At 40.8% G+C, this 25,598-nt stretch carries 24 protein-coding genes; 18 read left to right on the forward strand and 6 right to left on the reverse strand.

Features of this window, described 5'->3' with window-relative positions:
- Window positions 1-84: 84 nt before the first annotated feature.
- Window positions 85-945: an SDR family oxidoreductase gene (locus tag ACTJJD_RS10530; RefSeq protein WP_440608368.1), complete on the forward strand. Its 861-nt coding sequence runs from the start codon at window positions 85-87 to the stop codon at window positions 943-945.
- A gap of 58 nt (window positions 946-1,003) precedes the next feature.
- On the opposite strand, the gene ACTJJD_RS10535 is transcribed toward ACTJJD_RS10530, so the two are convergent.
- Window positions 1,004-1,240: an IDEAL domain-containing protein gene (locus tag ACTJJD_RS10535; protein ID WP_008348804.1), complete on the reverse strand. Its 237-nt coding sequence runs from the start codon at window positions 1,238-1,240 to the stop codon at window positions 1,004-1,006.
- Window positions 1,241-1,529: 289 nt separating this feature from the next.
- Between ACTJJD_RS10535 and ACTJJD_RS10540 the strand changes: the two genes are divergently transcribed.
- The 3 genes from ACTJJD_RS10540 to ACTJJD_RS10550 all read left to right on the forward strand — a co-directional run bounded on the left by ACTJJD_RS10540 (window position 1,530) and on the right by ACTJJD_RS10550 (window position 4,227).
- A complete protein-coding gene (locus ACTJJD_RS10540) occupies window positions 1,530-2,108 on the forward strand; it encodes a competence protein ComK (RefSeq protein ID WP_017366958.1) in 579 nt (192 codons plus the stop codon).
- 143 nt (window positions 2,109-2,251) lie between these two features.
- Window positions 2,252-3,358, forward strand: a complete 1,107-nt coding sequence (locus tag ACTJJD_RS10545; RefSeq protein WP_440608369.1) for an alanine racemase — start codon at window positions 2,252-2,254, stop codon at window positions 3,356-3,358.
- Between the two features lie 386 nt (window positions 3,359-3,744).
- On the forward strand, window positions 3,745-4,227 hold the full coding sequence (locus tag ACTJJD_RS10550) for a hypothetical protein (RefSeq protein ID WP_007499155.1): 483 nt from the start codon (window positions 3,745-3,747) through the stop codon (window positions 4,225-4,227).
- A 30-nt stretch (window positions 4,228-4,257) separates the two neighbouring features.
- Here ACTJJD_RS10550 and pdxR read toward each other — a convergent pair whose 3' ends face one another.
- The gene (pdxR, locus tag ACTJJD_RS10555; RefSeq protein WP_440608370.1) at window positions 4,258-5,697 is read right to left on the reverse strand and encodes a MocR-like pyridoxine biosynthesis transcription factor PdxR; all 1,440 of its coding nucleotides are present in this window, start codon (window positions 5,695-5,697) and stop codon (window positions 4,258-4,260) included.
- A gap of 143 nt (window positions 5,698-5,840) precedes the next feature.
- Between pdxR and ACTJJD_RS10560 the strand changes: the two genes are divergently transcribed.
- The 7 genes from ACTJJD_RS10560 to ACTJJD_RS10590 all read left to right on the forward strand — a co-directional run bounded on the left by ACTJJD_RS10560 (window position 5,841) and on the right by ACTJJD_RS10590 (window position 12,216).
- Window positions 5,841-7,010: an MFS transporter gene (locus ACTJJD_RS10560; protein ID WP_081114756.1), complete on the forward strand. Its 1,170-nt coding sequence runs from the start codon at window positions 5,841-5,843 to the stop codon at window positions 7,008-7,010.
- 63 nt (window positions 7,011-7,073) lie between these two features.
- The gene (locus ACTJJD_RS10565; RefSeq protein ID WP_024720011.1) at window positions 7,074-7,352 is read left to right on the forward strand and encodes a barstar family protein; all 279 of its coding nucleotides are present in this window, start codon (window positions 7,074-7,076) and stop codon (window positions 7,350-7,352) included.
- 159 nt (window positions 7,353-7,511) lie between these two features.
- Window positions 7,512-8,462, forward strand: a complete 951-nt coding sequence (locus tag ACTJJD_RS10570) for an ABC transporter permease (RefSeq protein ID WP_039167438.1) — start codon at window positions 7,512-7,514, stop codon at window positions 8,460-8,462.
- Window positions 8,455-9,405 (forward strand): iron chelate uptake ABC transporter family permease subunit, encoded by a 951-nt coding sequence (locus ACTJJD_RS10575; protein WP_019743340.1) that lies wholly within the window; start codon window positions 8,455-8,457, stop codon window positions 9,403-9,405. Before ACTJJD_RS10570 ends, ACTJJD_RS10575 begins: the two co-directional genes overlap by 8 nt.
- Window positions 9,396-10,154 (forward strand): iron ABC transporter ATP-binding protein, encoded by a 759-nt coding sequence (locus tag ACTJJD_RS10580; RefSeq protein ID WP_144610746.1) that lies wholly within the window; start codon window positions 9,396-9,398, stop codon window positions 10,152-10,154. The genes ACTJJD_RS10575 and ACTJJD_RS10580 overlap by 10 nt, the downstream gene beginning before the upstream one ends.
- A 22-nt stretch (window positions 10,155-10,176) precedes the next feature.
- Window positions 10,177-11,121, forward strand: coding sequence for a siderophore ABC transporter substrate-binding protein (locus ACTJJD_RS10585; protein ID WP_065460089.1), 945 nt, complete (start codon window positions 10,177-10,179; stop codon window positions 11,119-11,121).
- A 138-nt stretch (window positions 11,122-11,259) separates the two neighbouring features.
- Complete coding sequence (locus ACTJJD_RS10590; RefSeq protein ID WP_008348636.1) at window positions 11,260-12,216, forward strand: LCP family protein; 957 nt, start codon at window positions 11,260-11,262, stop codon at window positions 12,214-12,216.
- 34 nt (window positions 12,217-12,250) lie between these two features.
- On the opposite strand, the gene ACTJJD_RS10595 is transcribed toward ACTJJD_RS10590, so the two are convergent.
- Complete coding sequence (locus ACTJJD_RS10595) at window positions 12,251-12,685, reverse strand: enoyl-CoA hydratase (protein ID WP_072367597.1); 435 nt, start codon at window positions 12,683-12,685, stop codon at window positions 12,251-12,253.
- Between the two features lie 85 nt (window positions 12,686-12,770).
- Window positions 12,771-13,133: a hypothetical protein gene (locus ACTJJD_RS10600; RefSeq protein WP_008348633.1), complete on the reverse strand. Its 363-nt coding sequence runs from the start codon at window positions 13,131-13,133 to the stop codon at window positions 12,771-12,773.
- 158 nt (window positions 13,134-13,291) lie between these two features.
- Here ACTJJD_RS10600 and ACTJJD_RS10605 point away from each other — a divergent pair, with 158 nt between their 5' ends.
- Window positions 13,292-13,909 (forward strand): TVP38/TMEM64 family protein, encoded by a 618-nt coding sequence (locus ACTJJD_RS10605; protein ID WP_017360223.1) that lies wholly within the window; start codon window positions 13,292-13,294, stop codon window positions 13,907-13,909.
- A complete protein-coding gene (lepB, locus tag ACTJJD_RS10610; protein WP_142154722.1) occupies window positions 13,909-14,421 on the forward strand; it encodes a signal peptidase I in 513 nt (170 codons plus the stop codon). The genes ACTJJD_RS10605 and lepB overlap by 1 nt, the downstream gene beginning before the upstream one ends.
- 35 nt (window positions 14,422-14,456) lie before the next feature.
- On the opposite strand, the gene ACTJJD_RS10615 is transcribed toward lepB, so the two are convergent.
- Window positions 14,457-15,599: an AbrB family transcriptional regulator gene (locus ACTJJD_RS10615; RefSeq protein WP_440608419.1), complete on the reverse strand. Its 1,143-nt coding sequence runs from the start codon at window positions 15,597-15,599 to the stop codon at window positions 14,457-14,459.
- Between the two features lie 276 nt (window positions 15,600-15,875).
- On the opposite strand from ACTJJD_RS10615, the gene ACTJJD_RS10620 reads away from it, so the two are divergent.
- The 3 genes from ACTJJD_RS10620 to ACTJJD_RS10630 are packed head-to-tail and all read left to right on the forward strand — an operon-like array spanning window position 15,876 to window position 17,598.
- Window positions 15,876-16,298, forward strand: a complete 423-nt coding sequence (locus ACTJJD_RS10620) for a BlaI/MecI/CopY family transcriptional regulator (RefSeq protein ID WP_007499135.1) — start codon at window positions 15,876-15,878, stop codon at window positions 16,296-16,298.
- The gene (locus ACTJJD_RS10625) at window positions 16,291-17,130 is read left to right on the forward strand and encodes a M56 family metallopeptidase (RefSeq protein ID WP_440608371.1); all 840 of its coding nucleotides are present in this window, start codon (window positions 16,291-16,293) and stop codon (window positions 17,128-17,130) included. Before ACTJJD_RS10620 ends, ACTJJD_RS10625 begins: the two co-directional genes overlap by 8 nt.
- Before the next feature lie 57 nt (window positions 17,131-17,187).
- The gene (locus ACTJJD_RS10630) at window positions 17,188-17,598 is read left to right on the forward strand and encodes a DoxX family protein (RefSeq protein WP_440608372.1); all 411 of its coding nucleotides are present in this window, start codon (window positions 17,188-17,190) and stop codon (window positions 17,596-17,598) included.
- Window positions 17,599-17,789: 191 nt separating this feature from the next.
- On the opposite strand, the gene ACTJJD_RS10635 is transcribed toward ACTJJD_RS10630, so the two are convergent.
- The gene (locus ACTJJD_RS10635; RefSeq protein ID WP_007499129.1) at window positions 17,790-18,236 is read right to left on the reverse strand and encodes a ferritin-like domain-containing protein; all 447 of its coding nucleotides are present in this window, start codon (window positions 18,234-18,236) and stop codon (window positions 17,790-17,792) included.
- A 165-nt stretch (window positions 18,237-18,401) separates the two neighbouring features.
- Between ACTJJD_RS10635 and addB the strand changes: the two genes are divergently transcribed.
- Together addB and addA are read left to right on the forward strand one after the other, a co-directional pair.
- Window positions 18,402-21,911 (forward strand): helicase-exonuclease AddAB subunit AddB, encoded by a 3,510-nt coding sequence (gene addB, locus ACTJJD_RS10640; RefSeq protein WP_440608373.1) that lies wholly within the window; start codon window positions 18,402-18,404, stop codon window positions 21,909-21,911.
- Window positions 21,889-25,593 carry a helicase-exonuclease AddAB subunit AddA gene (gene addA / locus ACTJJD_RS10645; protein WP_440608374.1) on the forward strand — a complete coding sequence of 1,235 codons (3,705 nt, stop codon included), beginning with the start codon at window positions 21,889-21,891 and terminating at the stop codon, window positions 25,591-25,593. Before addB ends, addA begins: the two co-directional genes overlap by 23 nt.
- The last annotated feature ends 5 nt before the right edge of the window (window positions 25,594-25,598 follow it).

Here is a 25,598-nt window from a genome sequence, read left to right on the forward strand (position 1 = left end):
ATTTTAATGAAAACAAGAGCGAAATACATAAAAAAATGAGCAACACATAAAAATAAACGAGATAAAAGGAAGGAGTGGTCTGACGTGTCAACAAAGCAGCCAAAGAAAACGTTACCGCCTCAGCATCAGAACGAACGTCCAGGACTTGAATATAAAATGAACCCTAGACCTATCTTTGATCGAGAGGTGCAAGGCAAAAAGCTGACAGGGAAAACGGCGATTATCACAGGTGGAGACAGCGGGATTGGAAGAGCAGTATCTGTCTTATTTGCGAAAGAAGGAGCCAATGTAGCGATTGTTTATTTGAATGAACATCGTGATGCGGAAGAAACGAAGGACTATATTGAAAAAATGGGAGGTCGCGTTATCTTAATAGCAGGTGATCTAGGCGATGAAGCTTTTTCACACGAGGTCGTCAAACAAACAAAAGATGCTTTCGGTTCGATTGATATTTTAGTCAACAACGCAGGTGAACAGCATCCGCAAAAAAGCATTGAACAGATTACCTCTCACCAGCTTCTTCGGACATTTCAAACGAATATATTTGCCATGTTCTATTTAACAAAAGCGGTGCTCCCTCATTTAAAAAAAGGAAGCAGTATTATTAATACAGCATCGGTCACTGCTTATAAAGGTCATGAAACCTTAATTGATTATTCATCGACAAAAGGGGCGGTTGTAACGTTTACAAGATCATTATCTCTATCTCTTATCAAACAAGGGATTCGGGTAAATGGGGTAGCGCCTGGACCGATTTGGACACCGCTGATTCCATCCACTTTTACGGAAAAGGAAGTGTCTGAATTTGGTGGTGATGTCCCAATGGAGCGGCCTGGTGAGCCAGTAGAGTTAGCGCCGAGTTATTTATTTTTAGCGAGCGAAGACTCTTCTTATATGAATGGACAAATGATTCATGTGAATGGCGGAACCATATTAAATGGATAAAAACAAAAAACTTGCGGTAAAGAGACAAGTTTCTGTCTCTCTGCCGCAAGTAAAATCATCATGATTGATGTAAGCAATGTTCTGCATATTGAGCTGACAGGTCATTAAAACGCTTTTCATCACGCTGATCTAGAGCCTTGTCAATCTCTTCTCTAAGGAAGGTTAAGCGCTGTTTATAAAGCGCCTCATCTAAAACCATTTGAATATAAATGTCTAAAATAGTAACGCCATTCTCTTCGGTTTTTTGGGTGTTGCGGGACTTCATGAGCTCAGCATACGTTTTTTTCTCTTTCATAAAGAATCCCCCCGATGCCTTTTTTATAGTATATGGATTGGCGGAGAAAAAATCAACAAGAATTTATAATTTTTAGACAATTTATTTTTGAGCCATATCGACACCCCTTGTCCAGTCGACAAGATGCGATATATCTTTAAAAATGGCTTTTAGATAGATCGAATGTACTAAATAACATGATAAAAAGATAATTTTAAATAAATATTGAAAAAATCCTGTCGTTTCTTATACGTTGGTGATAGATTAATAGTATCTAAAATAACCAAAAATTAACACAGGAGGAAATGAAGTGTCAGGAATTAGTGAAACACCATTAGATTCATACGTCATTAATCAAACAACAATGGCGGTCCTTCCGGTTGAAGAAGGAAAACGAGTATATTCAAAAGTGATCGAAAGAGAGACAAGCTTTTACGTTGAATTAAAGCCGCTGCAAATTATAGAACGTAGTTGCAGGTTCTTTGGCTCAAGCTATGCAGGCAGAAAAGCGGGAACATATGAAGTAACAGGTATATCACACAAGCCTCCCATCGTGATTGACTCATCCAATCATCTGTATTTCTTCCCAACCTATTCATCCAACCGCCCTCAATGCGGATGGATCTCCCACAAATACATTCATATCTTTCAGGAATCATCCCTCGGAGACACGGTTGTTACTTTTACAAATGAGCAATCGGTCAAACTAGATGTCTCATATAAGTCATTTGAGAGTCAGGTACACCGAACAGCGTATCTCCGAACGAAATTTCAAGATCGACTTGATGGAGGTCTTCCTAAGAAACAAGAATTTATGCTGTATCCAAAGGAACAGCAGCTCAACCTTGTGTATGATTTTATCTTAAGAGAACTTCGTAATCGTTATTAGTGAGAGACCAGCGGCAGACAGCCGCTGGACTGCTTACTCATTGCCATCACTTTTTTTCAGAAAAAACCATTGATTATCGTATAAAAAAATATATAATTTATCTATATCGTATAATTTTTTATATAATGAAAGGGGTCATGGGGATGATGTATAAAGAACTGGATACGCCGGCACTACTCATTGATAAACGGGTGATGATGGAGAATGTAGCGGCGATGCAGCAATACGCAGACCGTCAGCATGTCAAATTGCGCCCTCATACGAAAACGCATAAAACGCCTGCACTTGCCAAGCTGCAGGAAGAGAAAGGTGCATCTGGCATTACGGTAGCGAAAGTAGGAGAGGCTGAAGTAATGGCAGCCCATGGGCTCAAAGATATTTTTATCGCCAATCAAATTGTAGGTGAGACTAAACTCAAGCGGATTCGTAAACTGGCAGAGTCGATACAGATTTCATTCGGTATAGATTGTGTTGAGCATGTGAAGCAGATTGAGCAAGTCTTTCGTGAATCAGAGAAAAAAGCGGAGGTTTTAATTGAGATAGAGGTTGGAGAGGGAAGGTCTGGTGTCATTGAAGAACGTGATTTCTGCCACATATTAGAGGCGATTCAAACAAGTGATGTCGTTCATTTAAAGGGGATTTTTTCTCATGATGGTCATACGTATCAAGCGGAAAGTAAAGCACATTGCCGGACATTATACAAGGAAGCTGTAAATCGAACGCTCCGTTTTGCGCAGATTGCAGAAGAAGCTGGTATGCCGCTAGAGGTCGTCAGTATTGGATCAACACCGCCATTTTTATTTCAATTTGATATTCCAAAAGGAGTCACAGAAATACGGCCAGGCACATACATCTTGATGGATGCTTCCCAGTCCAATGTAATCGGCACATATTCACATTGTGCAGCATCTGTGCTGACAACGGTCATTAGTAAACCGACAGAGCGCCGGGTGATTACAGATGTAGGGGCCAAGGGGCTGACGGCACAAACGCGTACAAAAGGGCTGACCAAAACAGAGGGCTTAGGCAAAGTGAAAGAATATGATGATGTATTTGTTTCTAGCGTATTTGACGAGCATGCCATTATCTATCATGAAGGCTTTCGTCAAAGTGTACAGATCGGTGAGAAGGTGCAAATGATTCCGAATCACATCTGTCCTGCTGTGAATCTTCATGAAAAAGCATACCTCATTCAAGATGGCGAAGTGGTAGAAGAGCTGGAGATTGCTTGTAAAGGAAAGCTGCAATAAATGGGTAGGATCATAGACGGAGTTCCCGCTATGTAGAGCAGAATATAAGGCAGCTTCCATGCTAAGAAAGATCATCATTTGAAATCCATACATCTAAGAAAAAGGCGCCGAAAGGGGTCTTTTTTATTTGAGAAAAAATGACGAAGATGAAATAGATTGAAACCAAATGTGCCTTTCTCGTCGTCTATTGACTGTATCATCATGAAATGGCAGGGAAATGTGAACCATTAGAAGGATTTTCATTCATTTCCGCATAAATCACAGAAGTGATACATGCGGTCTGTTACAATAAAAATAAGTCATTTCTTGCAAGGTGTTCGTATGAGGTAAAAGTTGATCATATTTGACCGATATGAACAAATGGGAAAGAGAAATGGGGGCCGTGTATGAAAAAACGATGGCATTTGATGCTGCTATTTACCGTGACAGTGACACTACTCACAGCCTGCAATCAAGCAGGTCAGCCGCCTTCAAAACAAAACACAAAAGAAGCTGCGTATGAACAATGGGTTCAGCGTTATATGGATGAGTTAAATGAAGCATATGAAAACATGACCGATCAATTCATTTCAGATGGACACGGAAAAATTCAAGTGAATGAAAAATTGACAAAAGCGACGAAAGCATTCGACCGTGTCATTCAAAAAGGGCTTACTCATCAAGAAGTGCCAGCTGTGTATCAAAAGGCAGACAAACAATTAAAGACAGGTCTTGCTTCATTTGAAAAAGGAATGAGCAAGGTAGAGCAGCTGTTAAAGCGTCCTGATCAAGAAAAGCTGTTTATGTCAGCCACTCAACATTTTCAAGATGGATTGCAAGAGACAGCCTCTTTCATTGAAGAAGTGGGAAACGTTCAGCAATCACAATGAAAAGCCTGGAAGAGAGACTTCCAGGCTTTTTTAGATGTGCAGTGTTTGCTTTAATCGGCGAACACCTTCTTGAATCATGGCTTCATCCGTACAGGCAAAACCAAGCAGCAACCCTTTCCTTTTGCTTTCATAACAATAGGGGCTTAATGGATAAATGCCGACACCTGCCGCTTTTGCGGCCTCAATCGTACCTTGTTCATCAAAGTCTGGTGTTCCTTCCAAAAAGACGTGAAGGCCTGTATCAGTTCCATATAAACGGAAGTGTTTGTCAAAGTGATATGTCAAAAGAGCATCCATCATCGCTGCCTGCCGTTTTTTATACACCTGTCTCATCCGCCTGACATATCGCGTAAACTCTCCTTCTCTGAAAAAAGAGGCAAGAGTGATTTGCTCCATGATCGGCAGCTGTCTTTGAATAAGTGATTGCAGTGCAGCGATTTCTTTGATGACTGCTTTGGAGCCGATGATGGCAGCAAGGCGGATGCCTGGAGCAAGTACCTTGGAAAAACTGACAATATAGATCACATGATCGGGTGCTTCTGAAAATAAAGAAGGAAGCGGTCCGCCATGATAACGATAATCCCCATCAAAATCATCTTCTAATATGTAAGATTGAGCCTTCGCAGCAAACTGCAGCAGCTCCCGTCTTCTATTGACGCTCATACAGACTCCGGTTGGCCGCTGATGAGAGGGCGTTACAGCGATCAGTTTTGTACGTTCTGGCAATGTATTCACCATCATTCCTTCTTCATCGACTGGTGCGGGGTAAATATTCATTTCGCGATGTAAAAAGGACAACCTAGCTCCAGGAAAACCAGGATCTTCAACTGCTACTGTATCTCCTTTTTTGGGCATGACTTGTGAAATTAAGTCAATGGCTTGCTGTGTGCCCCCTGTTAACACCATTTGGTCTTCTTCTATATCAATGCCGCGTTCAACTGATAAGTATTGGCGAATTTCTGAACGCACTTCCCATAATCCATGCGGAGAAGAATAGCCCCAATCTTTCATATTTAAGCGCTGTAATGCTTTTAGAAGCGAGCGTTTCCATATGTTTTGAAAATGGTCGTCGATGGCTGGTTCTTGATGGCGGAAATCAATCTCAAGTGTGTCATGAAATTGATTGGCCGAGAGCCAGTGATCCATTTGTTTTTCAGCCTCGTCAAAGTGAGGTCTTATCGGAAGTGCAAAAGGCGGTTCGTTTTGATGTGGGGGAGAAGCAGCATAGTGATTACTTGAAATGACCTTTGTCCCGCCTCTTCTAGAGGTGCTGACATAGCCTCTTGCTAGCAGTTCATCATAGGCAAGCTGTACGGTGGATCGAGATACGTTGAGCTCTTGTGCTAATACTCTTGTTGGAGTCAACTGATCATCAGGATTCAGTGTGTTTGTATGAATTTTTTGAATGATGCCATTGACGATTTGCTGCCAGAGCGGGGTAGAGCTGGAACGGTCTAAATGAATGTACACAGTGCACCTTCTTTCCTTTGTCATGTCATCATTGATGATGACATGGAATTATGGACTGGTCAATAGCTTCATTTTTGGATGTGGGAAGAAATCCAAATGATGTGTACACTGGTTCATATCATTTACACAGAGGAGAGAGTCCCATGATTCCTGCATCAAAAGAAGAAACAGCACAGCTATCCATGATTCCGTTTGTGTTCGTTTTATTTAGCCTTTTTATGATTACAACAGCAGTGAACCTGCAAGTCCCTCTTTATACGGAATATGCAGAGCAGGCAGGATACGGAAAGGCGTCAACAGCCCTTGTGTTTGCTGCGTATGTTTTCGGACTGATTCCAGTATTACTGTTACTTGGCGGCATGTCTGACCGGGCAGGACGAAAACCGATTTTATTGATTGCACTTTGCTTTTCATTATGTGCCACCCTGCTCATGATCGTGCATCCGACCATACAAATGCTCTTTGTCGCCCGGCTGCTGCAAGGAGTGGGACTTGGGTTAAGTGTTGGCACATGTACTGCCTACTTGATTGCTTTATATCCAGAGAAATCGGGCTGGATCCCAACGTTTATCGCGTTATGCAGTTCAATTGGATTTGGGGGAGGTGCTCTTTTTACAGCGATTCTTTCTTTTGAGCAAGTGTCACTGACGCCTCTTAGCTATTGGATTGTGTTGGTCTTGATTATGTTGACGATTGTTGCTGTATTCTTTTTGGTGCCGCCTGTACAAGGGGAGGCAAGTAAACCGCTAATGAACATGCCGAGGTTTCCAAAAGGGACAATGCCTGCGAACATAGCCATTGCTATCGCATGGTCTGTGTGCGGTCTTGTCATTTCGATTTTGCCAGCACAGCTTAAATTAAATGGCTATGAATTGTGGGTAGGCCCAGCGCTGTTTTTTATTAATATGGCAGGTGTTCTGATGCAGCCTTTTGTCCGAAAGATGAATAGCAGTGCAGCGCTTCGTATCGGTTTTATTTGTCTTCCGTGTGGATATGGCCTGCTGTTATTCGGTGCTAATAGCGGGTCCATTTTCCTTGTCCTTGCTGGAACTCTTTTAGCGGGCACAGCTTGCTATGGATTTACTTACTTAGGCGGTCTCCAGCTGATTGTTGAGAAAGGGAAGAAGGAAGCGGCTAGAGCCGTTGCTGGATATTACTTGTTTGCGTATCTAGGTCTTGGCATACCAAGTGTGTTCGTTGGTCTCTTTGCTGATATGTACGGTACTCAGACAGTGTTAACGCTCTTTTTCATGCTCGTGTTGGCTGCCTGTCTGATCTTGTTTAGTTTAAGTTTCAGAGAGAGGCAAAAGTGAAATGGATTCTTTCTCTTTCCTCTCGAATTCGTTTAAAATAAAGACAGAAGAGGGGGGAAGGAAATGAAAAAAGTACAGCTAAATGGTGCGATGTGCAGATCACAAGAGGAGCTTCATGATCAACTAAAAACAGTGTTACAACTTCCTGATCATTACGGGAAAAATCTTGATGCCCTTTGGGACTGTTTAACAGGAGAAGTGAGTATGCCTGTAGAGCTCACGTGGATTCATTATCAAGCAAGCAAAGACGAGCTTGGTGATTATGCAGAGAATTTGCGGCAGTTATTTCAAGAGGCTGAAGAGGAACTGCAAGGGCAGTTTCAATTGAATATTGAAGCGTAAAAAAGCAGCTGATCCCAAAAGCTGTTTTTTTATGCAGTTTTCACCCTTTCTCATTCTACTATTGAATATTTCACTAAATATGATAATATATGAACTGTCGCTTAATTGATAATGATAATCATTTGTGGCAGAGAGTTTGATAGAAAGTGTGAACCCTGTATGAAGTTGTACCAATTAAGTTTGTTGTTTTTGTGTTTGGCATGTGCGTCGCTGTTTGTCGGAGTACAGGACCTGTCTCTTTTACAGTTGTTTCATCTATCAGATGAACAAATGAACACCTTATTTTCAAGTCGCATCCCGCGGCTGATGAGTATTGTGCTTGCTGGCATGAGCCTGAGCTTATGCGGTTTTATTATGCAAAGCATGACGAGAAATAAATTTGTCTCTCCAACGACTGCAGGAACAATGGATTGGGCCAAGCTGGGTATTTTAACCGCCATGCTTGTTTTTACACAGGCAAGCCCGCTGATGAAAATGGCGATTGCGTTTTTATTTACGTTAGCTGGCAATCTATTATTCTTAAAAATTTTACGCCATATTAAGGTGAACGATACGATCTACGTACCGTTAGTCGGCTTAATGTTTGGCGGAATTGTTAGTTCAATTTCCACGTTTATAGCCTATAAATATGATTTGATCCAAAACGTATCCGCATGGCTGCAAGGGGATTTTTCTCTTATTGTTCAGGGGCGTTATGAACTGCTCTATGTGAGTGTTCCTCTATTGATCATCGCGTATTTATATGCTGACCGCTTTACAGTGGCTGGTATGGGTGAGAGCTTTGCCGTCAATTTAGGTTTAACGTATAAACGTGTTATGGCAGTTGGTTTGGTGATTGTTTCGATGATTACTTCTGTAACGATTTTGACTGTTGGCATGCTGCCATTCCTCGGCTTAATCATTCCGAATATTGTATCGATCTACCGAGGGGATCACTTGAAAAAAAGCCTGCCGCATACGGCTTTATTAGGGGCCATTTTTGTGCTCATATGTGATGTACTCGGACGGGTGATCATTTATCCATATGAAATATCTGTCGGGCTTATGGTCGGCATCATTGGAAGTGCGATCTTCCTGTACATGTTATTAAGGAGGAAGCGCTATGCATAAGAAACGAACATTATTTCTCATTGCAGCCATTGCAGCCGTATTCGTTGTCATCTTCGTCACCTTTCAAATGGGGTACTGGGAGTACACAGTGCCGAGCCGTTTAAAAAAGGTGCTTGCCATGACTTTGACAGGAGGCGCGATTGCCTTTTCCTCTGTTGTGTTTCAAACATTGACCAATAACAGAATCTTAACGCCAAGCATTTTAGGGTTAGACGCGCTTTACTTGTTTTTGCAAACGGCAATTATTTATCTTTTTGGATCGACCAATTTGATGATCGCGAATAAGAACCTGAATTTCTTTCTCTGCGTTGGATTGATGATTCTTTTTTCTGTGCTGCTCTATACGGTGATGTTCAAGCGCAAAAACAAGCATATTTTCTTACTCCTGCTTGTCGGGATTGTGTTTGGAACATTGTTCAAAAGTCTTTCTTCCTTTATGGAAATGCTCATTGACCCGAATGAATACCAAGTCGTACAGGACAAGTCCTTTGCCAGCTTTAATCACATGAACACAGATATTTTACTCTTCGCTTCTCTTTTATTTGCGGCACTTTGTCTTTATATATGGACCTTCCGCGCGAAATTAGATGTCATGTCGTTAGGAAAGGAACAGGCTGTGAATCTCGGGATTGACTATGACGGGATCACAAAAAAGATGCTGATCGTCATTGCCGTCCTTGTTTCTATTGCGACGGCCCTCGTCGGCCCGATTACGTTTCTTGGCTTACTCGTTGTAAATGTGGCAAGAGAGCTGTTTCGTACATATCGGCACACGTACTTGCTATTAGGCTCGTTTTTCATTAGTGTCATTGCGCTTGTAGGCGGGGAATTTCTTGTGGAAAAGGTATTTACGTTTCAAACACCGCTTAGTGTGCTGATTGATTTAGTCGGCGGACTGTATTTTATTTATCTACTTTTAAAGGAGAGTCGTTCATGGTCGTGATGAAGGGAGTCAGTAAGACATATAACGGAAAAACAGTGCTTCACGAAACAACTGTCAGTGTAAAAAAAGGACAGCTGACCTCTCTCATTGGTCCAAATGGCGCAGGCAAAAGTACGCTTTTGTCCATCATGAGCCGCCTGATTCAACCTGATACAGGGGCAGCTTATTTAGAGGACAAACCTTATCGTGCGTACTCTCCTCAGGAGCTTGCGAAAAAAATGAGCATCTTGAAGCAGTCGAACCACATGAGTGTGCGTCTGACCGTTCGTGAGCTTGTCAGCTTTGGCCGCTTTCCTTACTCTCAAGGCCGCTTGACAAAAGAAGATGAGAACATGATTGATGTGTCGCTTCAATACATGAGACTCGTCGAAATCCAGCATCAATATTTAGATGAACTAAGCGGCGGACAAAGGCAGAGAGCCTTTATTGCCATGGTGCTGGCTCAGGATACGGATTATATTTTCTTAGATGAGCCTTTGAATAATTTAGATATGAACCATTCAGTTGAAATGATGAAGCTGTTTCAGCAGCTCGTGAAAGATCTTGGAAAAACGATTGTTGTTGTTCTCCATGATATTAACTTTGCATCTGTCTATTCAGATCACATCGTCGCCTTAAAAGAGGGGCAGGTGATCAAAGAAGGAAGCGTTGATGAAGTGATTCAAACAGAAGCACTTGAACACATTTATGACATGCGCATACCGATCGAAGTCATTCGTGGTGAGCGTATTTGCTTATATTTTTCTTGAAAAAATGAAGAGGTGATTAATCATGAAAAAATGGATTTGGATGATAACAGTACTAACAGCGATTGCTGTCCTTGCTGCCTGTGGTAACCAAGGGAAAACAGCGGGAACGAATGAGGAAACCGTAACAGTAAAGGATATGTTGAATAAAGACGGTGTGAAGATCAAGAAAAACCCGAAAAAAGTCGTCGTTTTTGATATGGGAAGTCTCGATACACTTGATAAGCTTGGTGTCAACGTGACAGCCTTACCAAAACAAGTGATTCCTCACTATTTATCTAAATATGAAAGTGACAAATATGAAAATGTCGGCGGGTTAAAAGAGCCAAACTTTGAGAAAATTGCAGAGATGAAGCCTGACTTGATCATTATTCAGCACCGTCAAGCAGATGCATTTGATGAATTTTCTAAAATTGCTCCGACGATTTATATGGATGTAGATAATGCAAACTATATGGATTCATTTAAAAAGAATGCTGAGACGTTAGGGAAGATTTTTGATAAGGAAGACCAAGTCAAAAAAGAACTTTCTGCCATTGACCAAAAAGTGGCTTCATTAAAGAAACAAGCCAAAGAGTTAAAGAAAAATGGACTCGTCATTATGGCGAACGACAGCAAAATGACGGCATTTGGTCCTAAGTCAAGATATGGTCTGATTCATGATGTATTTGGGATTACACCAGCAGATCAAAAGCTAGAGCCATCTGATAAACACGGACAAAGCATTTCGTATGAGTATATGGTCAAAACGAATCCAGATTACTTATTTGTCGTGGATCGCGGCGCGGCGATTGGAGAAGAAACGTCTGCGAAACAGCTTGTTGAAAATGATTATGTGAAATCAGTCAAAGCGGTTAAAAACAATCATGTGGTGTATTTAAACTCTGACATGTGGTATTTAGCAGGCGGCGGCCTTGAATCATTGAATGCGATGATTGATGAAGTGAAAAAAGGAATTGAACAAAAGTAATGGATGAAAAGCTGCTCCTATCGAGCAGTTTTTTATTGTGGATACATAAAAATATGTTGCGTGCAGGAAACTTTCATCAAAATATGTTATAGTGGAACCTACATTGTGAGACTAAGATAGAGTGAGGGTTCGGAAAGGATGAAGGAGAAAACAAGATCAAAAAGAAGGCTAAGACCTTGGGTGAAAGTCGTGCTGTTTATCATGGCATTTGTCATGGTTATGGCTGTATCTGTCACAGGATATGCATACTATAAAATTTCAAAAGCGTCGAATAAAGCGCAAGTATCTTTAGAAAGAGGAGAGACCTCGCAAAAGCGTGTGAAAGCTTTTGATCCAGGAAAGGATAGCTTTTCGGTGCTGCTCTTAGGGATTGACAGCCGTCCAGGTGAAACGGTAGACGAAGCAAGAAGTGATGCGGTCTTACTGGCGACGGTGAATCGAACAGACAAAACGATCAAGCTCCTAAGTATTCCTCGTGATTCTTATGTTGATATACCGGGGAGAGGATATGATAAAATTGCTCACGCTCATGCGTTTGGGAGTGCAGATTTATCAGTCAAAACGGTAGAGAATTTGTTAAACATCCCGGTAGACTATGTGATTGCAGGAAACTTTAAGGCGTTTCAAGACATTGTCGATGAGCTAAATGGAATTGACGTAACGATTGAAGATGAAGGCATTGCAAAACAAATGGAAAAGGATTCAAAAGGAAAAGTTCATGTGGAAACAGGCACGCATACGCTCAGTGGTGAAGAAGCATTAGCGTTTGTGAGAACGAGAAAGGCAGATAGTGATCTCATGCGCGGAAAGCGCCAAATGGAAGCACTTCAAGCCATCTTTGAAAAATCCAAATCCATTTCGTCCATACCGTCTTATGACAACATCATTGATACACTTGGAGATAACGTCTCTACCAATTTATCCATGAAACAGTTGATCGGTCTATTCCCTTTACTGAGTTCATTAAAATCAGTGGATACCATCCAGTTAAAAGGGCACGATTACCAGCCTGGGAATGTGTATTACTTTGAGTTAGATGGACCAGGATTAGAAGAAGTGAGACAAGAGCTGAGAAAACAGCTCGAATTATCATAATGGAGAAAGAGCCTGCCGCTGTGGCAGGCTTTTTTTAATAATAGAGGGTTGCAGGCATCGTTGGGTACCACACACCATTTAAAGCAAGCGCCCAGCCATACACCTTTTGACCTGATTCAATCTTGTCCTTTACCGAAGTGAGCGCTTCGTATGAAAAGACTTGATAAGACTGTCCGGTTTTTTTAGCGACAATGACCGATAGAATATTGTCATTGAATACACTTGGCTCTTCGTCCGTACTCGTCCAAGCAATTCGATTATAGTAATTCATGTTGAAAGGATTTTCGAGTGCTTTCACTTCAAACTTCACTCGTTTTCCAACGATAGAAACCGTTGTATAAGCTACACTTGTTATTTGTGCAGATGCTGCTGGGGCTTGTTTTCCTGTTTGCAGTGGTTCTAATGCCGAAACGGTACTTGGCACAAGTAATCCTGCTGCTAAGGTAAGTGCTGTTATTTTTTTGAACATGAGTTGAAACCTCCTAATTTTTGGTATAACAATCAATTCGCCAAAAACTAAAGAGTTCCTTCTGTAAATGTAAAATATAACCATATTATTTTCCTGAATGGAGAAAATAGTGGGTGAGCATTTCCTCTACACGATGACGTATACGGGGATTAAAATATTTATGCTTTTCTTCATAGCCATTTATCAGAAATAAATATGTCGTAAATCCTTCATCGTGTTCAATTTGCTGTACGTTCATTTTTTCTTTACGTAACTGTTGTTTCAGTTGATAAAGGGCTTTTTGTGCTTCTTTTAATGAAGAGGTGACTAGCTGAATATATGGTTCATTTAGTTTGAATGTTTGATGTTTTTTAAGGTGCGTCAAATCACGATTGAGGATGGAGATGACCATTGGAAGAAAGATGGCTTGTTCCATCATCTGAAGTTGTACGCTTGATAATCTCGTCATGTCCATGCCTGCTTTCTTTATATATAGAACACTTGTTCTTGTTTATTATATCGGATGAGTTGAAAAATCTCAAGGGGGGCTGAGAGGGATTCATTTGTATATTTTTATGTTTTCCATGTAAAATGAAAGATAGACAAACCTTGAAGGAGTCAAACAAGTTGCCATCATTTCTTGCTATATTTACTCATGAAAATATCACATCATTTTTTGAAAGCTACAAGGCTTTTGGACCCATTGTGGCTATATTACTCCCTTTAATAGAAGCATTTCTACCGTTTTTACCTCTCGTGGCATTTGCGGTGGCCAATGCAAATGCTTTTGGGCTATGGGAAGGCTTTTTATTGACCTGGATTGGTGCAAGTGCAGGGTCTATCCTTGTCTTTTTACTGATCAGAAAATTTGGACAGATGAGGATGCTGAACTTTATTAGCAGACACCCTTCTATTCAAAAGCTAATGCTTTGGGTTGAAAAGCGGGGATTTGGTCCGTTGTTTATTTTACTCTGCTTTCCTTTCACACCTTCTGCTGCCGTTAATGTCGTAGCAGGTCTATCAAGAATCAGCGTCTGGCAGTTCTCATTAGCTGCTTTATCAGGGAAGTGTGTCATGCTCTTTATTATTAGTTTTATCGGCTATGACATTTCTGCTTTAGTAAAGAATCCGTTAAGAAGTGTTTTTGCGGTTCTAGTCATTGCTTTATTATGGTATGTTGGAAAGAGAGTAGAAAATAGGTTGAATATTCGGATGAGTCAGCGTGAGGACAAAGGAGGCTCTTAATGAAAAAGAAGCCATTGCTATGGTTCATGATTATTACATGCATCGTCTTGTTGTTCCAAGTAAAGAATTTCATGTTTGTCACGTACAAAGTAGAAGGAGTTAGTATGGACCCGACATTTACAGATGGAACAGAATTATTAATTAACAAGTTCTCGCCAAAACTCACGAAAATTAGCCGGTTCGACTATGTGTTATTTCATGGCCCTAAAAATCAAATCTTGATCAAACGGGTCATTGGGCTTCCAGGAGAAACAATCAAATATGAAGATGATCAACTGTTTGTTGATGGTGTAAAATGGAAAGAGCCGTATTTAAAAGAGCAGAAAAAACATAAAATGGGCAACGTCCTAACAGGTGATTTTCAGCTGAAAGCCATCACCGGTCGTCAGAACATACAAGACAATCATTACTTCGTGATCGGAGATAATCGAATACATAGCTTTGACAGTCGGCATTTTGGAACGATCTCAAAGGATCAAGTAGTCGGTGTAAAAAGGAATCATGATGAATAAAAAAGAGCCGCTCTGCATAAGTAGAGCGGCTCTTTCTATTTAGCGGCTTTATAATCAGTCTGTCTTTTTGCCCAGACATGATGTAAGAATCGAAAAAACGGTGGTAACATGGCGATGACCAAAATAATTCTGACGACTTGTACAGCCACAACAAATGTGGAATCCTCATGAAGTGTAACAGCTGTTGTGGCCATTTCTGCAATACCGCCAGGCGAAAAAGCAAGAATGGCTGTAATGACAGAAATACCTGTTATTTCTGCGATGGCAATTGAACTGAGAACGGTCGCAGCAATCAATCCGGCTGAGCTGACGACGGCCACAATCAAGGTATTTTTTAGCCCGACAAACATTTGTTTATTCATTTTTGACCCGATGGTTGCCCCTAGAAATACCTGTGACGCAATGTTCGCTTGGGCTGGCCAGTAAGGAATCAAATCATGACCTGTCAAGGCGCCTGCCCCTACTTGGAGAGCCGCCACACCTAACATACTGCCGATGAGCCAAGGGGCGGGAAAGTGAAGACGCACGGCTAGGCGTGACATCAGCCATGCCCCTAAAATGAGTGCAGCAGTCCAAGAAATGTTTGATATTGTGAAAACGCCTGATGAGAAGGCGCTACCTTGGGCGACTACCACATCTGATTGGCTTTTTGTATTTAAATAAAATACCGTAAATGGAATGGTCAGTACGACCATTAACACACGTATCGTTTGTACGAGACTCACTACAGCTGTATTAGCTCCAACCTCTTGGGCGATGCCAGGCATAGCGGAAAGACCGCCGGGGGCAGTGCCGACAAAGCTGGTCAGCATATCTGTTTTACTCAGCTTCCATAAGACAAACCCGGAGAGCATGGCTAATAAAATAGAAAAGACGAGCATGAAACTCACGGGAAGCCAATTTTCAGCGAAAATGTGAAGGACTTTCATGTTCATTTTTTGTCCTAGTTCGATTCCGAGAATGAATTGACCAAGGAGTAGCCATCTGCTGTGAATACGTAAGGTATTCTTTCCTTTACGCTGAAACAGGGCGGGACGGCGCAGGGCAATAAATGCTGCTGTCATTAATGTGCCAATCATCCAGCCGATAGACATCCCTGTTAGAGACAAAAGGAATCCACCTAAACCGCTTGCCGCAATCAAAATGAGATCGGTTCGAAGGCTGTTTCCTTGCTTCATCACGTATAAACCTTCTTCCTGTATATTTGTTCAGTAAGTGAAATGTTGTTATCTTCACTATAATACAAAAGTCTCTATAAATAAAATACGAATTTTTTTAGTATTTTCATAAGATTATCTTATGGTTAACTCTGTTAGAAAAAAGATTGTTTTTGATATAAATGACATATAATTTTTGCCAAAAACAAATACAATATACAACGATTTTCCCCTATTTTTGTTATCAGTTGACTATCATTTTCAATTACACTACAATGCTTAGTGTGAGGTGATGACATGAAAATTCCTTCTTTTAAATATAATGAAAAGGGATTGAACCGCTTTTTCGGTCCTTTAGAAGGAAGGATTATGGAGATCCTTTATCAAGGTGAGGATATGCCGATTAAAGAGGTACAGCAGAAGCTGTCAGATGAGAAGCCAATTAATTTCAACACGGTCATGACGGTACTCAATCGATTAACCGAAAAAGGAATTGTGGAAAAGAAAACGAAAGGGCGTTCATCTATCTATAACCCTGTTTTAACAAAAGAAGAATTTCTAAATGAGCAAACGAAATGGATTACTCAAGGACTGATGGATGATTTCGGCCCCCTTGCAGTCAATCATATGGTGGACGCAATTGAAAGTGCTGATCCTGAATTACTGAAGGTACTCGAAGCAAGGCTTGCATCCAAAAAAGAGGAGAAACGACATGATTAAAATGAAGTCGAGTCTGCTGTTTTTAGGCGGTATATTGATTGGCTTAGTGATCTTTTACCAGATGGGCTATTATGTACTCTCAAGCTTTTTTGGCTGGAATCAAGCATATAACCTGATCCATGTATGTCAATCTGTTCTCGAATTTTATGGATTCACTCCTTTAAAGTATTTTCTGGATGCGTTCGTCTTGTATACGCTTGGTTTTGCTGTTTTCTATATGACGAAGCAGGTCAGAAAGTATCTTCATTTCAAAAGAAATATGATGATGGCAGTCGATCAACATTCAACGCAAAGTCTATCAGACAAGTATAGAAATGAGATCATTGTGTTTCATTGCCATGAACCACTTGCTTTCGCAATGGGGATGCTTCGGCCAAAAGTGTATCTCTCAACAGCGCTTATAGACATGCTGGATGAAGGAGAAATCGATGCTGTTGTCTATCACGAATTACATCACAAATACAGCTACGACCCTTTAAAGACTTTCACTTTCTCTATGCTCACAAAAGTGATTTGGTACATTCCTGTGTTAAAGCATATGAGACAAAGTTACTCCGTTTTTCGTGAAGTCATTGCAGATGACTATGCCATTCAGCAGACAGGGACTGAGCTTGGAGTAGGGCAAGCCCTTTTGAAACTCATTAAAAATAGAACCCAGTTTCAAAAACAAACGAAATTTGCCGTGTCCTTTGGAGACCGAGCATTGAATTTAAGAATCCAAAAAATCTTAAACCCAACATACAACATACCGTTCAATGTACCACTTATCCCAATTGTGACATCAGCCATCCTCATGTTGGTCTTAATGATTATGCTCAACTTAAATTACTAATTTTTTTTATGAATGAACATTACATGATGTAGTGTAAAAATGGGAGGAAATCACTATATGAAAACAAATCAAGAAATAGGAACACTTTTTGTACGCGTCATCTTAGGCATTATTTTCTTTTTACATGGGCTTCAAGCATATCAAGGTGGACTAGGAGGCACTGCTGCATTTTTTGGTCAAATTGGTGTCCCAGAATTTATGGCCTATATTGTCAAAACAATTGAACTGGTTGGTGGAATTGCCCTGATTCTAGGTTTAGGCACACGTCTTTTCGCAGCTTTATTTGTACCAATTATGGCTGTAGCCATTATCACAGTTGGTTTTGCAAGAGGATTTGTGGGCGGTTATGAATTTGAACTTTCTTTAATGGTCATGGCGCTTTACTTGACACTTAGTGGCAGCAAGGTGCTATCGATTGATGGATTGTTAAAACAACAGCAGCAAAGCAATGAAGCAAAATTTCATTAAATAACAAAAAACTCCTTCTGCGATTTGTAGCAGAGGAGTTTTTTTATGGTCAAAAGGTCGTTTTATCATTAAAAAAGGAAAAGCGAAGAGGCGTTTTGATGATGACAGCCCTTTATTTAACATATTGAATGAGCAAAAAAGCAATTTCATTTTTTGACGGAACATACGATCTCCTATTAAAATAGGGGTAACTAAGAAACATGGTGCGTTAAAAGATATAGAAACCAGACAGCATGCTGCTGTTCATCTTGAGCAATACGCTTCATTAATTCCTTTGTTCCTTGATCACGGACATAGTCTGATACCGTTAAGTAAAAATCGACTGTTTTTTGTTCGTCTTTAAAGGCAAATAAGAGACCTTCCCTAAATTGGTCTGGACAAGGCTCTGTTATGCTTGGTTTGTGGTTTTTACCAGTCAAAGAATAGTATAGCTTTGTAAATAGCTGATAATGTCTGACTTCATCCTGACGTATTTCTTGAATGATTTTTTTCGCTTCAGGATTTTTTGCTTTTTGTGCAAGTTTTTCATAGCATTGGATCGCAGAATATTCGCCATTGATGGCCTTTTCAAGGTCTGCAATGATCCTTGTGTTTTGGCGCATGTCATATGGCGAGTAGTCATAATAACCGTAATACATGATATTGCCAGCCTCCTTTTGGATCATGATGGTTTATGATATGAAAAGAGTCGGGAAAGGTGCCTATTTTCTTTTCAATCGGGGAGAAAGGGAAGGTGATAGGAAAATAGCTATTTACCTTTATTTTCGCTAGAATATGAGTACATAAGAAAGGTGTTGTGGAACGTGGAGATTCAGTTTTTAGCAGGCAGATCGGGGAGTGGAAAAACGACTGCAATTCTAGAAGAAATCAAAGAACAACTGCTGCTTGATCCGCTGGGTCCGCCAATCATTTTTTTAGTCCCGGATCAAATGACATTTTTAATGGAATATGAGCTTGCAAAAACGTCTGAAGCTGGTGGAATGATCAGGGCCAAAGTCTTTAGTTTTACTCGGCTTGCCTGGTCTATATTACAGCAGACTGGCGGTGCGAACCGTCAATTTGTCACAAGCACAGGGATTCAAATGCTCTTAAGAAAAGTAATAGAAGAACAGAAAGACAAGTTTAAGGTATTCAAAAAGGCGAGTGATAAACCGGGATTTGTTGAGCAAATAGAAAAGACGATGGCTGAATTCAAAAGGTACTGTATGATGCCGGAGGATATTGAAAAAATCTCGGCATCCAGTATGCATTCAGAGTATACAGAAGAAAGACGTGCGGCGGAAAAATTGCATGATCTTCATGTTCTTTATCAGCAGATGGAGCAGCATCTGCAAGATGAGTATGTGCACTCAGAGGATTACTTGACACTTCTGGCTCAGCAAATTCCTTTATCAGAAGAATTGAGAGGGGCACACATTTATATAGATGGTTTTTATCAGTTTACCCCCCAGCAGCTTCTTGTCATTGAACAGCTTTTGCTACATGCCGAAAAAATAACAGCTGCATTCACAGTGGATCGTTCCTATCATGACACGCAGCCAAATGAACTTGATTTATTTCGCATGACAGGTAAGACATATTCCCAGCTTTATCAGCTGGCCAAAGAGTGCGGAGCGGCTATTTCTGAGAACATTTTGGAGAGAAATAAGCGGCATCTTCATACTGCAGATCTAGCTTATTTAGAAAATCAATATGAACAGAGACCTTTGCAGCCGTACCAAGAAGAAACGCCGCACCTTACCGTATCGAAAAGTGCAAATAAACGAGCTGAAATTGAGGGAGTAGCGAGAGATATTCTTGATTTAGTAAGAGGTGAAGGTCATAGGTTACGAGACATCTCAATTGTTGCAAGACATGTAGACGACTATAAAGATACGTTAAAAGAGGTGTTTCGAGATTACGATATTCCTTTCTTTATTGATGGAAATGAATCGATGCAGTATCATCCGCTCATTGAGTTCATTCGTTCGAGCCTCGATGTCATAAAAGGGAACTGGCGGTATGAGGCGGTGTTTCGCTGTGTGAAAACAGAGTTCTTATTTCCGCTTGAACTCGCTAAAAACAAAGCAAGAGAACAGGCGGATCAGCTTGAAAACTATTGTATTGCTTATGGTGTAAAAGGTGAACGCTGGACGAATGGTTCACGATTTCATTATCGCCGCTTCCAATCACTAGATGAAGATTTTGGACAAACCGATCAAGAAATAGAAATGGAGCAAATGCTGAATGATGTAAAAGAATGGATTGTTCCGCCTCTCTTTCAATTGCAAAAAAGATTGAAAAAAGCGCAAAAGCTAAGAGACATGGTGGAGGCAGTGTATGTCTTTCTAGAAGAAGCCCAAGTGCCAGAAAAGCTTGAAAAGGCAAGGCTTGAGGCAGAAGAAGCAGGCAGGTTAGCTGAAGCGATGCAGCATGGGCAAGTGTGGGATGCTGTCATTCAATTGATGGATGAATTTGTTGAAATGCTGGGCGAGGAGGAGCTCTCATTTCCATTATTTCAACAGATGATAGATACAGGACTGTCCTCTCTCAAGTTCGCTTTGATTCCCCCTTCACTTGATCAAGTGTTTATCGGAAGTATGGATTTATCCAGAATGTATCAAGTAAAGTGTACGTTTGTTATTGGAGTAAATGATGGAGTTATACCTGCACGGCCCTCTGATGAAAGTGTATTGTCTGAAGACGACCGGGAATGGTTAAAACGGGCAGGAGCAGAGCTGGCAGAGACAGGGAAGGAACGGCTGCTGGATGAACAATTTTTGATATATCAAGCGCTGTCCAGTCCATCGCACTACCTGTATGTATCCTATTCAACTTCAGATACGGAAGGGCGGTCTCTTTTACCTTCGACCCTCATCAAGTATTGTGAGGAACTGATGCCAAACCATCAGCAAGCCCTCTATGTGTTAGATCCAGAGCAGTTGGATGATCAGGAGCAATTAAAATTTGTAACAAACAAGCATGTCTCGTTATCCTATACCGTTTCGCAGCTTCAACAATGGCTCAATCAATATCCGATCAGCGGCGTATGGTGGAGTGTATATAATCATTTGATGACCTCGTCCAACCGCGACGTATCAAAAAAAATCATGTCCAGCTTGTTCTTTACAAATAGAGCGACACGTTTAAATCCGAATGTCACAAAAGAACTTTACGGTGACCATATTCAGGGCAGTGTTTCAAGAATGGAGAAATTCAATGCATGTGCATTTTCTCATTTTGCTTCCCACGGGCTAAAACTAAAAGATCGACAATTTTACAAATTAGAAGCACCTGATATCGGCCAGCTCTTTCACTCGGCTTTAAAACTGATTTCAGATACGCTTATTGAACAAAAAAAGGATTGGAAAAACTTAACGAAGGAAGATTGTGTGACCTACTCAAGGCATGCAATTGAACAGCTGGCTCCACGTCTGCAAAAAGAAATTTTATTAAGCTCTAATCGGCATGCTTATATAAAAGAAAAGCTTCAAAAAATCCTCATCAGGGTGTCTTCTATATTAAGCGAACATGCAAAAGTGAGCGGATTCTCTCCGGTTGGACTTGAGTTAGGTTTTGGAGGTCAAGGACCTCTGCCGCCGTTTACTTTTCAATTAAAAAACGGCTGCACGATGGAGCTTGTTGGAAGGATTGACCGAGTGGATAAAGCAGAAGGATCAAAAGGACTTCTATTAAGAATTGTCGACTATAAGTCCAGTGAGAAGGGGCTTGATCTAGCAGAAGTTTACTACGGTTTAGCCTTGCAAATGCTCACTTATTTAGACCTAACCATTACGTATTCTAAAGAATGGCTTGGCATGGAGGCGACACCGGCAGGAATTTTATACTTCCATATTCATGACCCGCTGATTCAAGCGCCTATTCCGCTTGGAGAAGATGCAATTGAGCAGGAAATATTGAAGAAATTTAAAATGAAGGGTCTATTGCTCGAAGATGTGGAAGCTGTGAAGTTGATGGATCAAACACTCGAATCAGGAAGATCACAAGTCATCCAAGCTGGTTTGAAAAAGGATGGTTCTTTCCGATCTGACTCTGCGGTATTAAGTGAAGATCATTTTCACATTCTCACAAAACACGTTCGGCGAACCTTTGAAGAGGCAGGAGAAAGAATTACAAGCGGTGAGGTAGAGATAAACCCATATAAATTAAAGGATCAAACCCCTTGCCGCTTTTGCTCCTTTAAGTCTATTTGCCAATTTGATGAATCAATAGAAGATAATGAATTTAGGGTGCTCACCTCTGAGAAGGATGATGTCATGTTAGACCGGATCAAAAAAGAAGGGGATCAGTATGCAAATACCAAAACCGAATAACAGTACTTGGACAGATGACCAATGGAACGCCATCGTTTCAGAAGGACAAGATATTCTTGTTGCTGCGGCGGCAGGGTCAGGGAAAACAGCGGTCTTGGTTGAACGGCTCATTCGAAAAATGACTCGGCCGGAGCAGCCAGTTGATGTGGACAGGCTGCTCGTAGTGACTTTTACCAATGCTTCAGCAGCAGAAATGAAGCACCGGATCACTGAAGCACTTGAAAAAGAACTATCTAAAAACCCTGGTTCCCTTCATATGCGGAGACAGCTGTCACTTATGAATCGTGCCAATATTTCTACCTTGCACTCATTTTGTTTGCAAGTTCTGCGCACTTTTTATTATGAGATTGACCTTGATCCAGGTTTTCGTTTGGCTGATCAAACAGAAGGAGAATTATTAGGAGATGAAGTGTTAGACGAACTGTTTGAGGATGAGTATAAGGCTGGAAAGCCGTCATTCTTTGAACTCGTTGATCGTTACACATCTGATCGGCATGATTTAGATCTTCAATGGCTTGTCAAAAGAATTTATGAGTTTTCTAGATCACATCCAGCGCCAGAACAGTGGATGCGGGCATTCCTTTCTCTTTATGATGTGGATCCACAGACAAAGGTAGAAGAATTACCTTTTTATCCATATATCAAAGAGGACCTTTCTCTCGTTTTAAGAAGCTGTCAGGAACTGCTGGAACAAGCGCTCACTTTATCAAAAGAGCCGGGCGGTCCAGCACCGAGAGCAGAGAATTTCATAGATGATTTAGAGCAAGTAAATGAATTAATAAGGCATCAAGATGATTTTGAGACACTTTATAAGCTTTTGCCAAATATCAATTTTAAAAGGTTAAAGACTTGCAAAGGGGATGACTATGACCCGGCTCTGTTAGAAAAAGCAACAGATGCACGCAATCAAGCCAAAAAACAATTAGAAAAGCTAAAAGATGAATATTTTATGCGCAGTCCCGATCAGCATTTAAAAAGCTTGGCTGAAATGAAGCCAGTTGTAGAAACACTTGTAGAGCTTGTGATTCAATATGGAGAGCGTTTCGAAAGAGCAAAACAAGAAAAATCAATCGTAGACTTTTCGGATCTAGAACATTATTGTTTGCGCATTTTAGCGAAGCAGGACGCAGAAGGAAATCTCATTGAAACAGAAGCGGCTAAATACTATCAACAGCAATTTGAAGAAGTTCTCGTGGATGAATACCAGGATACAAACCTTGTCCAAGAAACGATTCTAAAGCTTGTGTCTAAAGGAAAACAACCGGCAGAAGGCAATCGCTTTATGGTTGGTGATGTGAAGCAGTCCATTTATCGCTTTAGACTTGCAGAGCCGATGCTCTTTTTAAATAAATATAAACAATTTAAAGCAGATAGCAAAGAAACAGGTAAAAGAATTGATCTAAATAAAAACTTCCGTAGCCGGGCTGATGTTTTAGACAGTACCAACTTTCTGTTCAAACAGCTGATGGGAGAAACAGTTGGAGAAATTGAATATGACGAACAAGCTGAATTAAAGCTTGGAGCGAGTTATCCGCAAAGCGAAGACACGACGACAGAAATGCTTCTTGTTCATTTAGATCAGCACGACACAGAAAGCGATGAAGAACGAGAAGAGCTAGAGACGGTACAATTTGAGGCGAGAGTGATTGCAAAGAAAATAAAAGAATTGGTAGAACAGCCTTTTCAAGTGTACGATGCAAAACAGCAGCTGACCCGCAACTTGCAGTATCGAGACATTGTGATCTTGCTTCGCTCAATGCCGTGGGCTCCGCAAATGATGGAAGAGTTGAAGAAGCAGGGAATCCCTGTTTATGCGAATCTTTCCTCAGGCTATTTTGAAGCGACAGAGGTATCTGTCATTCTTTCTTTGTTAAAAGTGATTGATAATCCATATCAAGATATTCCGCTCGCTGCTGTTTTAAGGTCACCTCTTGTTCATTTAGACGAAAATGAGATGGCACTGATTAGAACCAGTGATAAAAAAGGCACTTATTATGACGCTGTGAAGGCATTTATGAGTGTGACACATTCTGATCATCCGACATGCAGAAAGCTGGAGCGATTCTTCCTTCAATTACGCAAATGGCGTGATTTTTCGATTCAGCATTCGGTAGCAGAACTGATTTGGGAAGTGTACCGAGATACACAATATCTAGATTATGTCGGCGGGATGCCAGGAGGTAAGCAAAGACAGGCAAACCTTCGGGCTTTATATGATCGAGCGAAACAGTATGAAAAGGCTGCATTTAGAGGGCTGTTTCGATTTCTTCGATTTATTGAAAGAATGCAAGAGCGTGGAGATGATCTTGGAGCGGCAAAAACGTTCAGTGAAACAGAGGATGTTGTCCGCATGATGACCATTCATAGCAGTAAAGGACTCGAATTCCCTGTTGTATTTACTGCAGGACTTGGCAGAAACTTTAACATGATGGATTTAAACCAGTCCTATTTGCTCGATAAAGAATTAGGTTTTGGCAGCAAATATATTCATCCTGAGCTGAGAATTAGTTATGCAACATTACCGCTGATCGCGATGAAAAAAAAGATGAGAAAAGAGTTGTTATCTGAAGAACTGAGGGTTCTATATGTGGCGCTCACAAGGGCGAAGGAAAAATTATTTTTAGTCGGCTCTGTCAAAAATCAAGTGAAAGCTTTAAGTAAGTGGCAAAATGCCGCAAACGGAGACGACTGGCTTCTCCCTGATTTTGAACGTTATCAAGCGAGAACATACTTAGATTTTATTGGCCCTGCCCTTATCCGTCATCAAGCGATGTCTTCTCTTTTAGAAGAATCGAGAAAAGTCGTTCTCTCGCATCCATCATCATTTTCTATCACCTTTCATCAAGCGTCCGATCTTCTACAAGAAGACATGTCACTTGAAAAACAAAAACAAGACGAAGTGCTACAAGCATTAATGGAAGGTGTGCCTGTTCAAGGATATGGCGATTACGAGGAGGAAGTAAAAGAAAGACTTTCATGGCGTTATCCATATTTAGCGGCCTCCCAAGTAGGGACAAAGCAGTCAGTTTCCGAGATCAAAAGAATGAAAGAAATACAGGATGAATACAGTGTGCCTTCTTCCATTCGAAAAGCTCGTGCGACACTGTACGAACGACCGGCTTTTATGAAGAAAAAAACACTCACAGCCGCAGAACAAGGGACGGCCATGCATACAGTCATGCAGCATATCCCTCTTCCTTCAAATGAACCATATGATGAATCTCGTGTAGAAGAGCTGCTCCATTCTTTAAAAGAGAAAGACTTACTAACAGATGAACAAATCCAGTCCATCAATCGAGAAGGAATTGTGGCCTTCTTTTCTACTGTTATTGGTCAAAAACTGCGGAAAGCGGACTGGGTGAAACGAGAAGTATCGTTTAGTATGGTTTTACCGGTTAAAGAGGTATACAGCCATATTGATGCAGAAGGTGAACCTGTGCTCATTCAAGGAATGATTGATTGTTTATTTGAAGCAGATGGCAAGCTCTATTTACTTGATTATAAAACAGATCGAGTGACTGGCAGATTCTCAGGTGGATTAGAGGAAGCTGAAGCGATGTTAAAAAAACGCTATGAAACGCAAATATCGTTGTATACAGCAGCGGTAGAACGTTTAACAAACAGAACATTAGAGGAAAAAATCCTTTATTTCTTTGATGGAAATCTAGAAATTTCTTTATAGGTGGA

The organism is Bacillus sp. 22446 (assembly GCF_052044955.1).
Taxonomy (GTDB): Bacteria; Bacillota; Bacilli; order Bacillales; family Bacillaceae; genus Bacillus; species Bacillus altitudinis.

Coding starts and splice junctions, on each gene's coding strand:
- lepB (WP_142154722.1), top strand. CDS start 13,909: ATGAAAAAGAAGCCATTGCTATGGTTCATGATTATTACATGCATCGTC.
- ACTJJD_RS10570 (WP_039167438.1), top strand. CDS start 7,512: ATGAAGTTGTACCAATTAAGTTTGTTGTTTTTGTGTTTGGCATGTGCG.
- ACTJJD_RS10590 (WP_008348636.1), top strand. CDS start 11,260: ATGAAGGAGAAAACAAGATCAAAAAGAAGGCTAAGACCTTGGGTGAAA.
- ACTJJD_RS10635 (WP_007499129.1), bottom strand. CDS start 18,236: ATGTATTACGGTTATTATGACTACTCGCCATATGACATGCGCCAAAAC.
- ACTJJD_RS10560 (WP_081114756.1), top strand. CDS start 5,841: ATGATTCCTGCATCAAAAGAAGAAACAGCACAGCTATCCATGATTCCG.
- addA (WP_440608374.1), top strand. CDS start 21,889: ATGCAAATACCAAAACCGAATAACAGTACTTGGACAGATGACCAATGG.
- ACTJJD_RS10565 (WP_024720011.1), top strand. CDS start 7,074: ATGAAAAAAGTACAGCTAAATGGTGCGATGTGCAGATCACAAGAGGAG.
- ACTJJD_RS10620 (WP_007499135.1), top strand. CDS start 15,876: ATGAAAATTCCTTCTTTTAAATATAATGAAAAGGGATTGAACCGCTTT.
- ACTJJD_RS10580 (WP_144610746.1), top strand. CDS start 9,396: ATGGTCGTGATGAAGGGAGTCAGTAAGACATATAACGGAAAAACAGTG.
- ACTJJD_RS10595 (WP_072367597.1), bottom strand. CDS start 12,685: ATGTTCAAAAAAATAACAGCACTTACCTTAGCAGCAGGATTACTTGTG.
- ACTJJD_RS10600 (WP_008348633.1), bottom strand. CDS start 13,133: ATGACGAGATTATCAAGCGTACAACTTCAGATGATGGAACAAGCCATC.
- ACTJJD_RS10550 (WP_007499155.1), top strand. CDS start 3,745: ATGAAAAAACGATGGCATTTGATGCTGCTATTTACCGTGACAGTGACA.
- ACTJJD_RS10545 (WP_440608369.1), top strand. CDS start 2,252: ATGATGTATAAAGAACTGGATACGCCGGCACTACTCATTGATAAACGG.
- ACTJJD_RS10625 (WP_440608371.1), top strand. CDS start 16,291: ATGATTAAAATGAAGTCGAGTCTGCTGTTTTTAGGCGGTATATTGATT.
- ACTJJD_RS10535 (WP_008348804.1), bottom strand. CDS start 1,240: ATGAAAGAGAAAAAAACGTATGCTGAGCTCATGAAGTCCCGCAACACC.
- ACTJJD_RS10615 (WP_440608419.1), bottom strand. CDS start 15,599: ATGAAGCAAGGAAACAGCCTTCGAACCGATCTCATTTTGATTGCGGCA.
- ACTJJD_RS10585 (WP_065460089.1), top strand. CDS start 10,177: ATGAAAAAATGGATTTGGATGATAACAGTACTAACAGCGATTGCTGTC.
- ACTJJD_RS10575 (WP_019743340.1), top strand. CDS start 8,455: ATGCATAAGAAACGAACATTATTTCTCATTGCAGCCATTGCAGCCGTA.
- ACTJJD_RS10630 (WP_440608372.1), top strand. CDS start 17,188: ATGAAAACAAATCAAGAAATAGGAACACTTTTTGTACGCGTCATCTTA.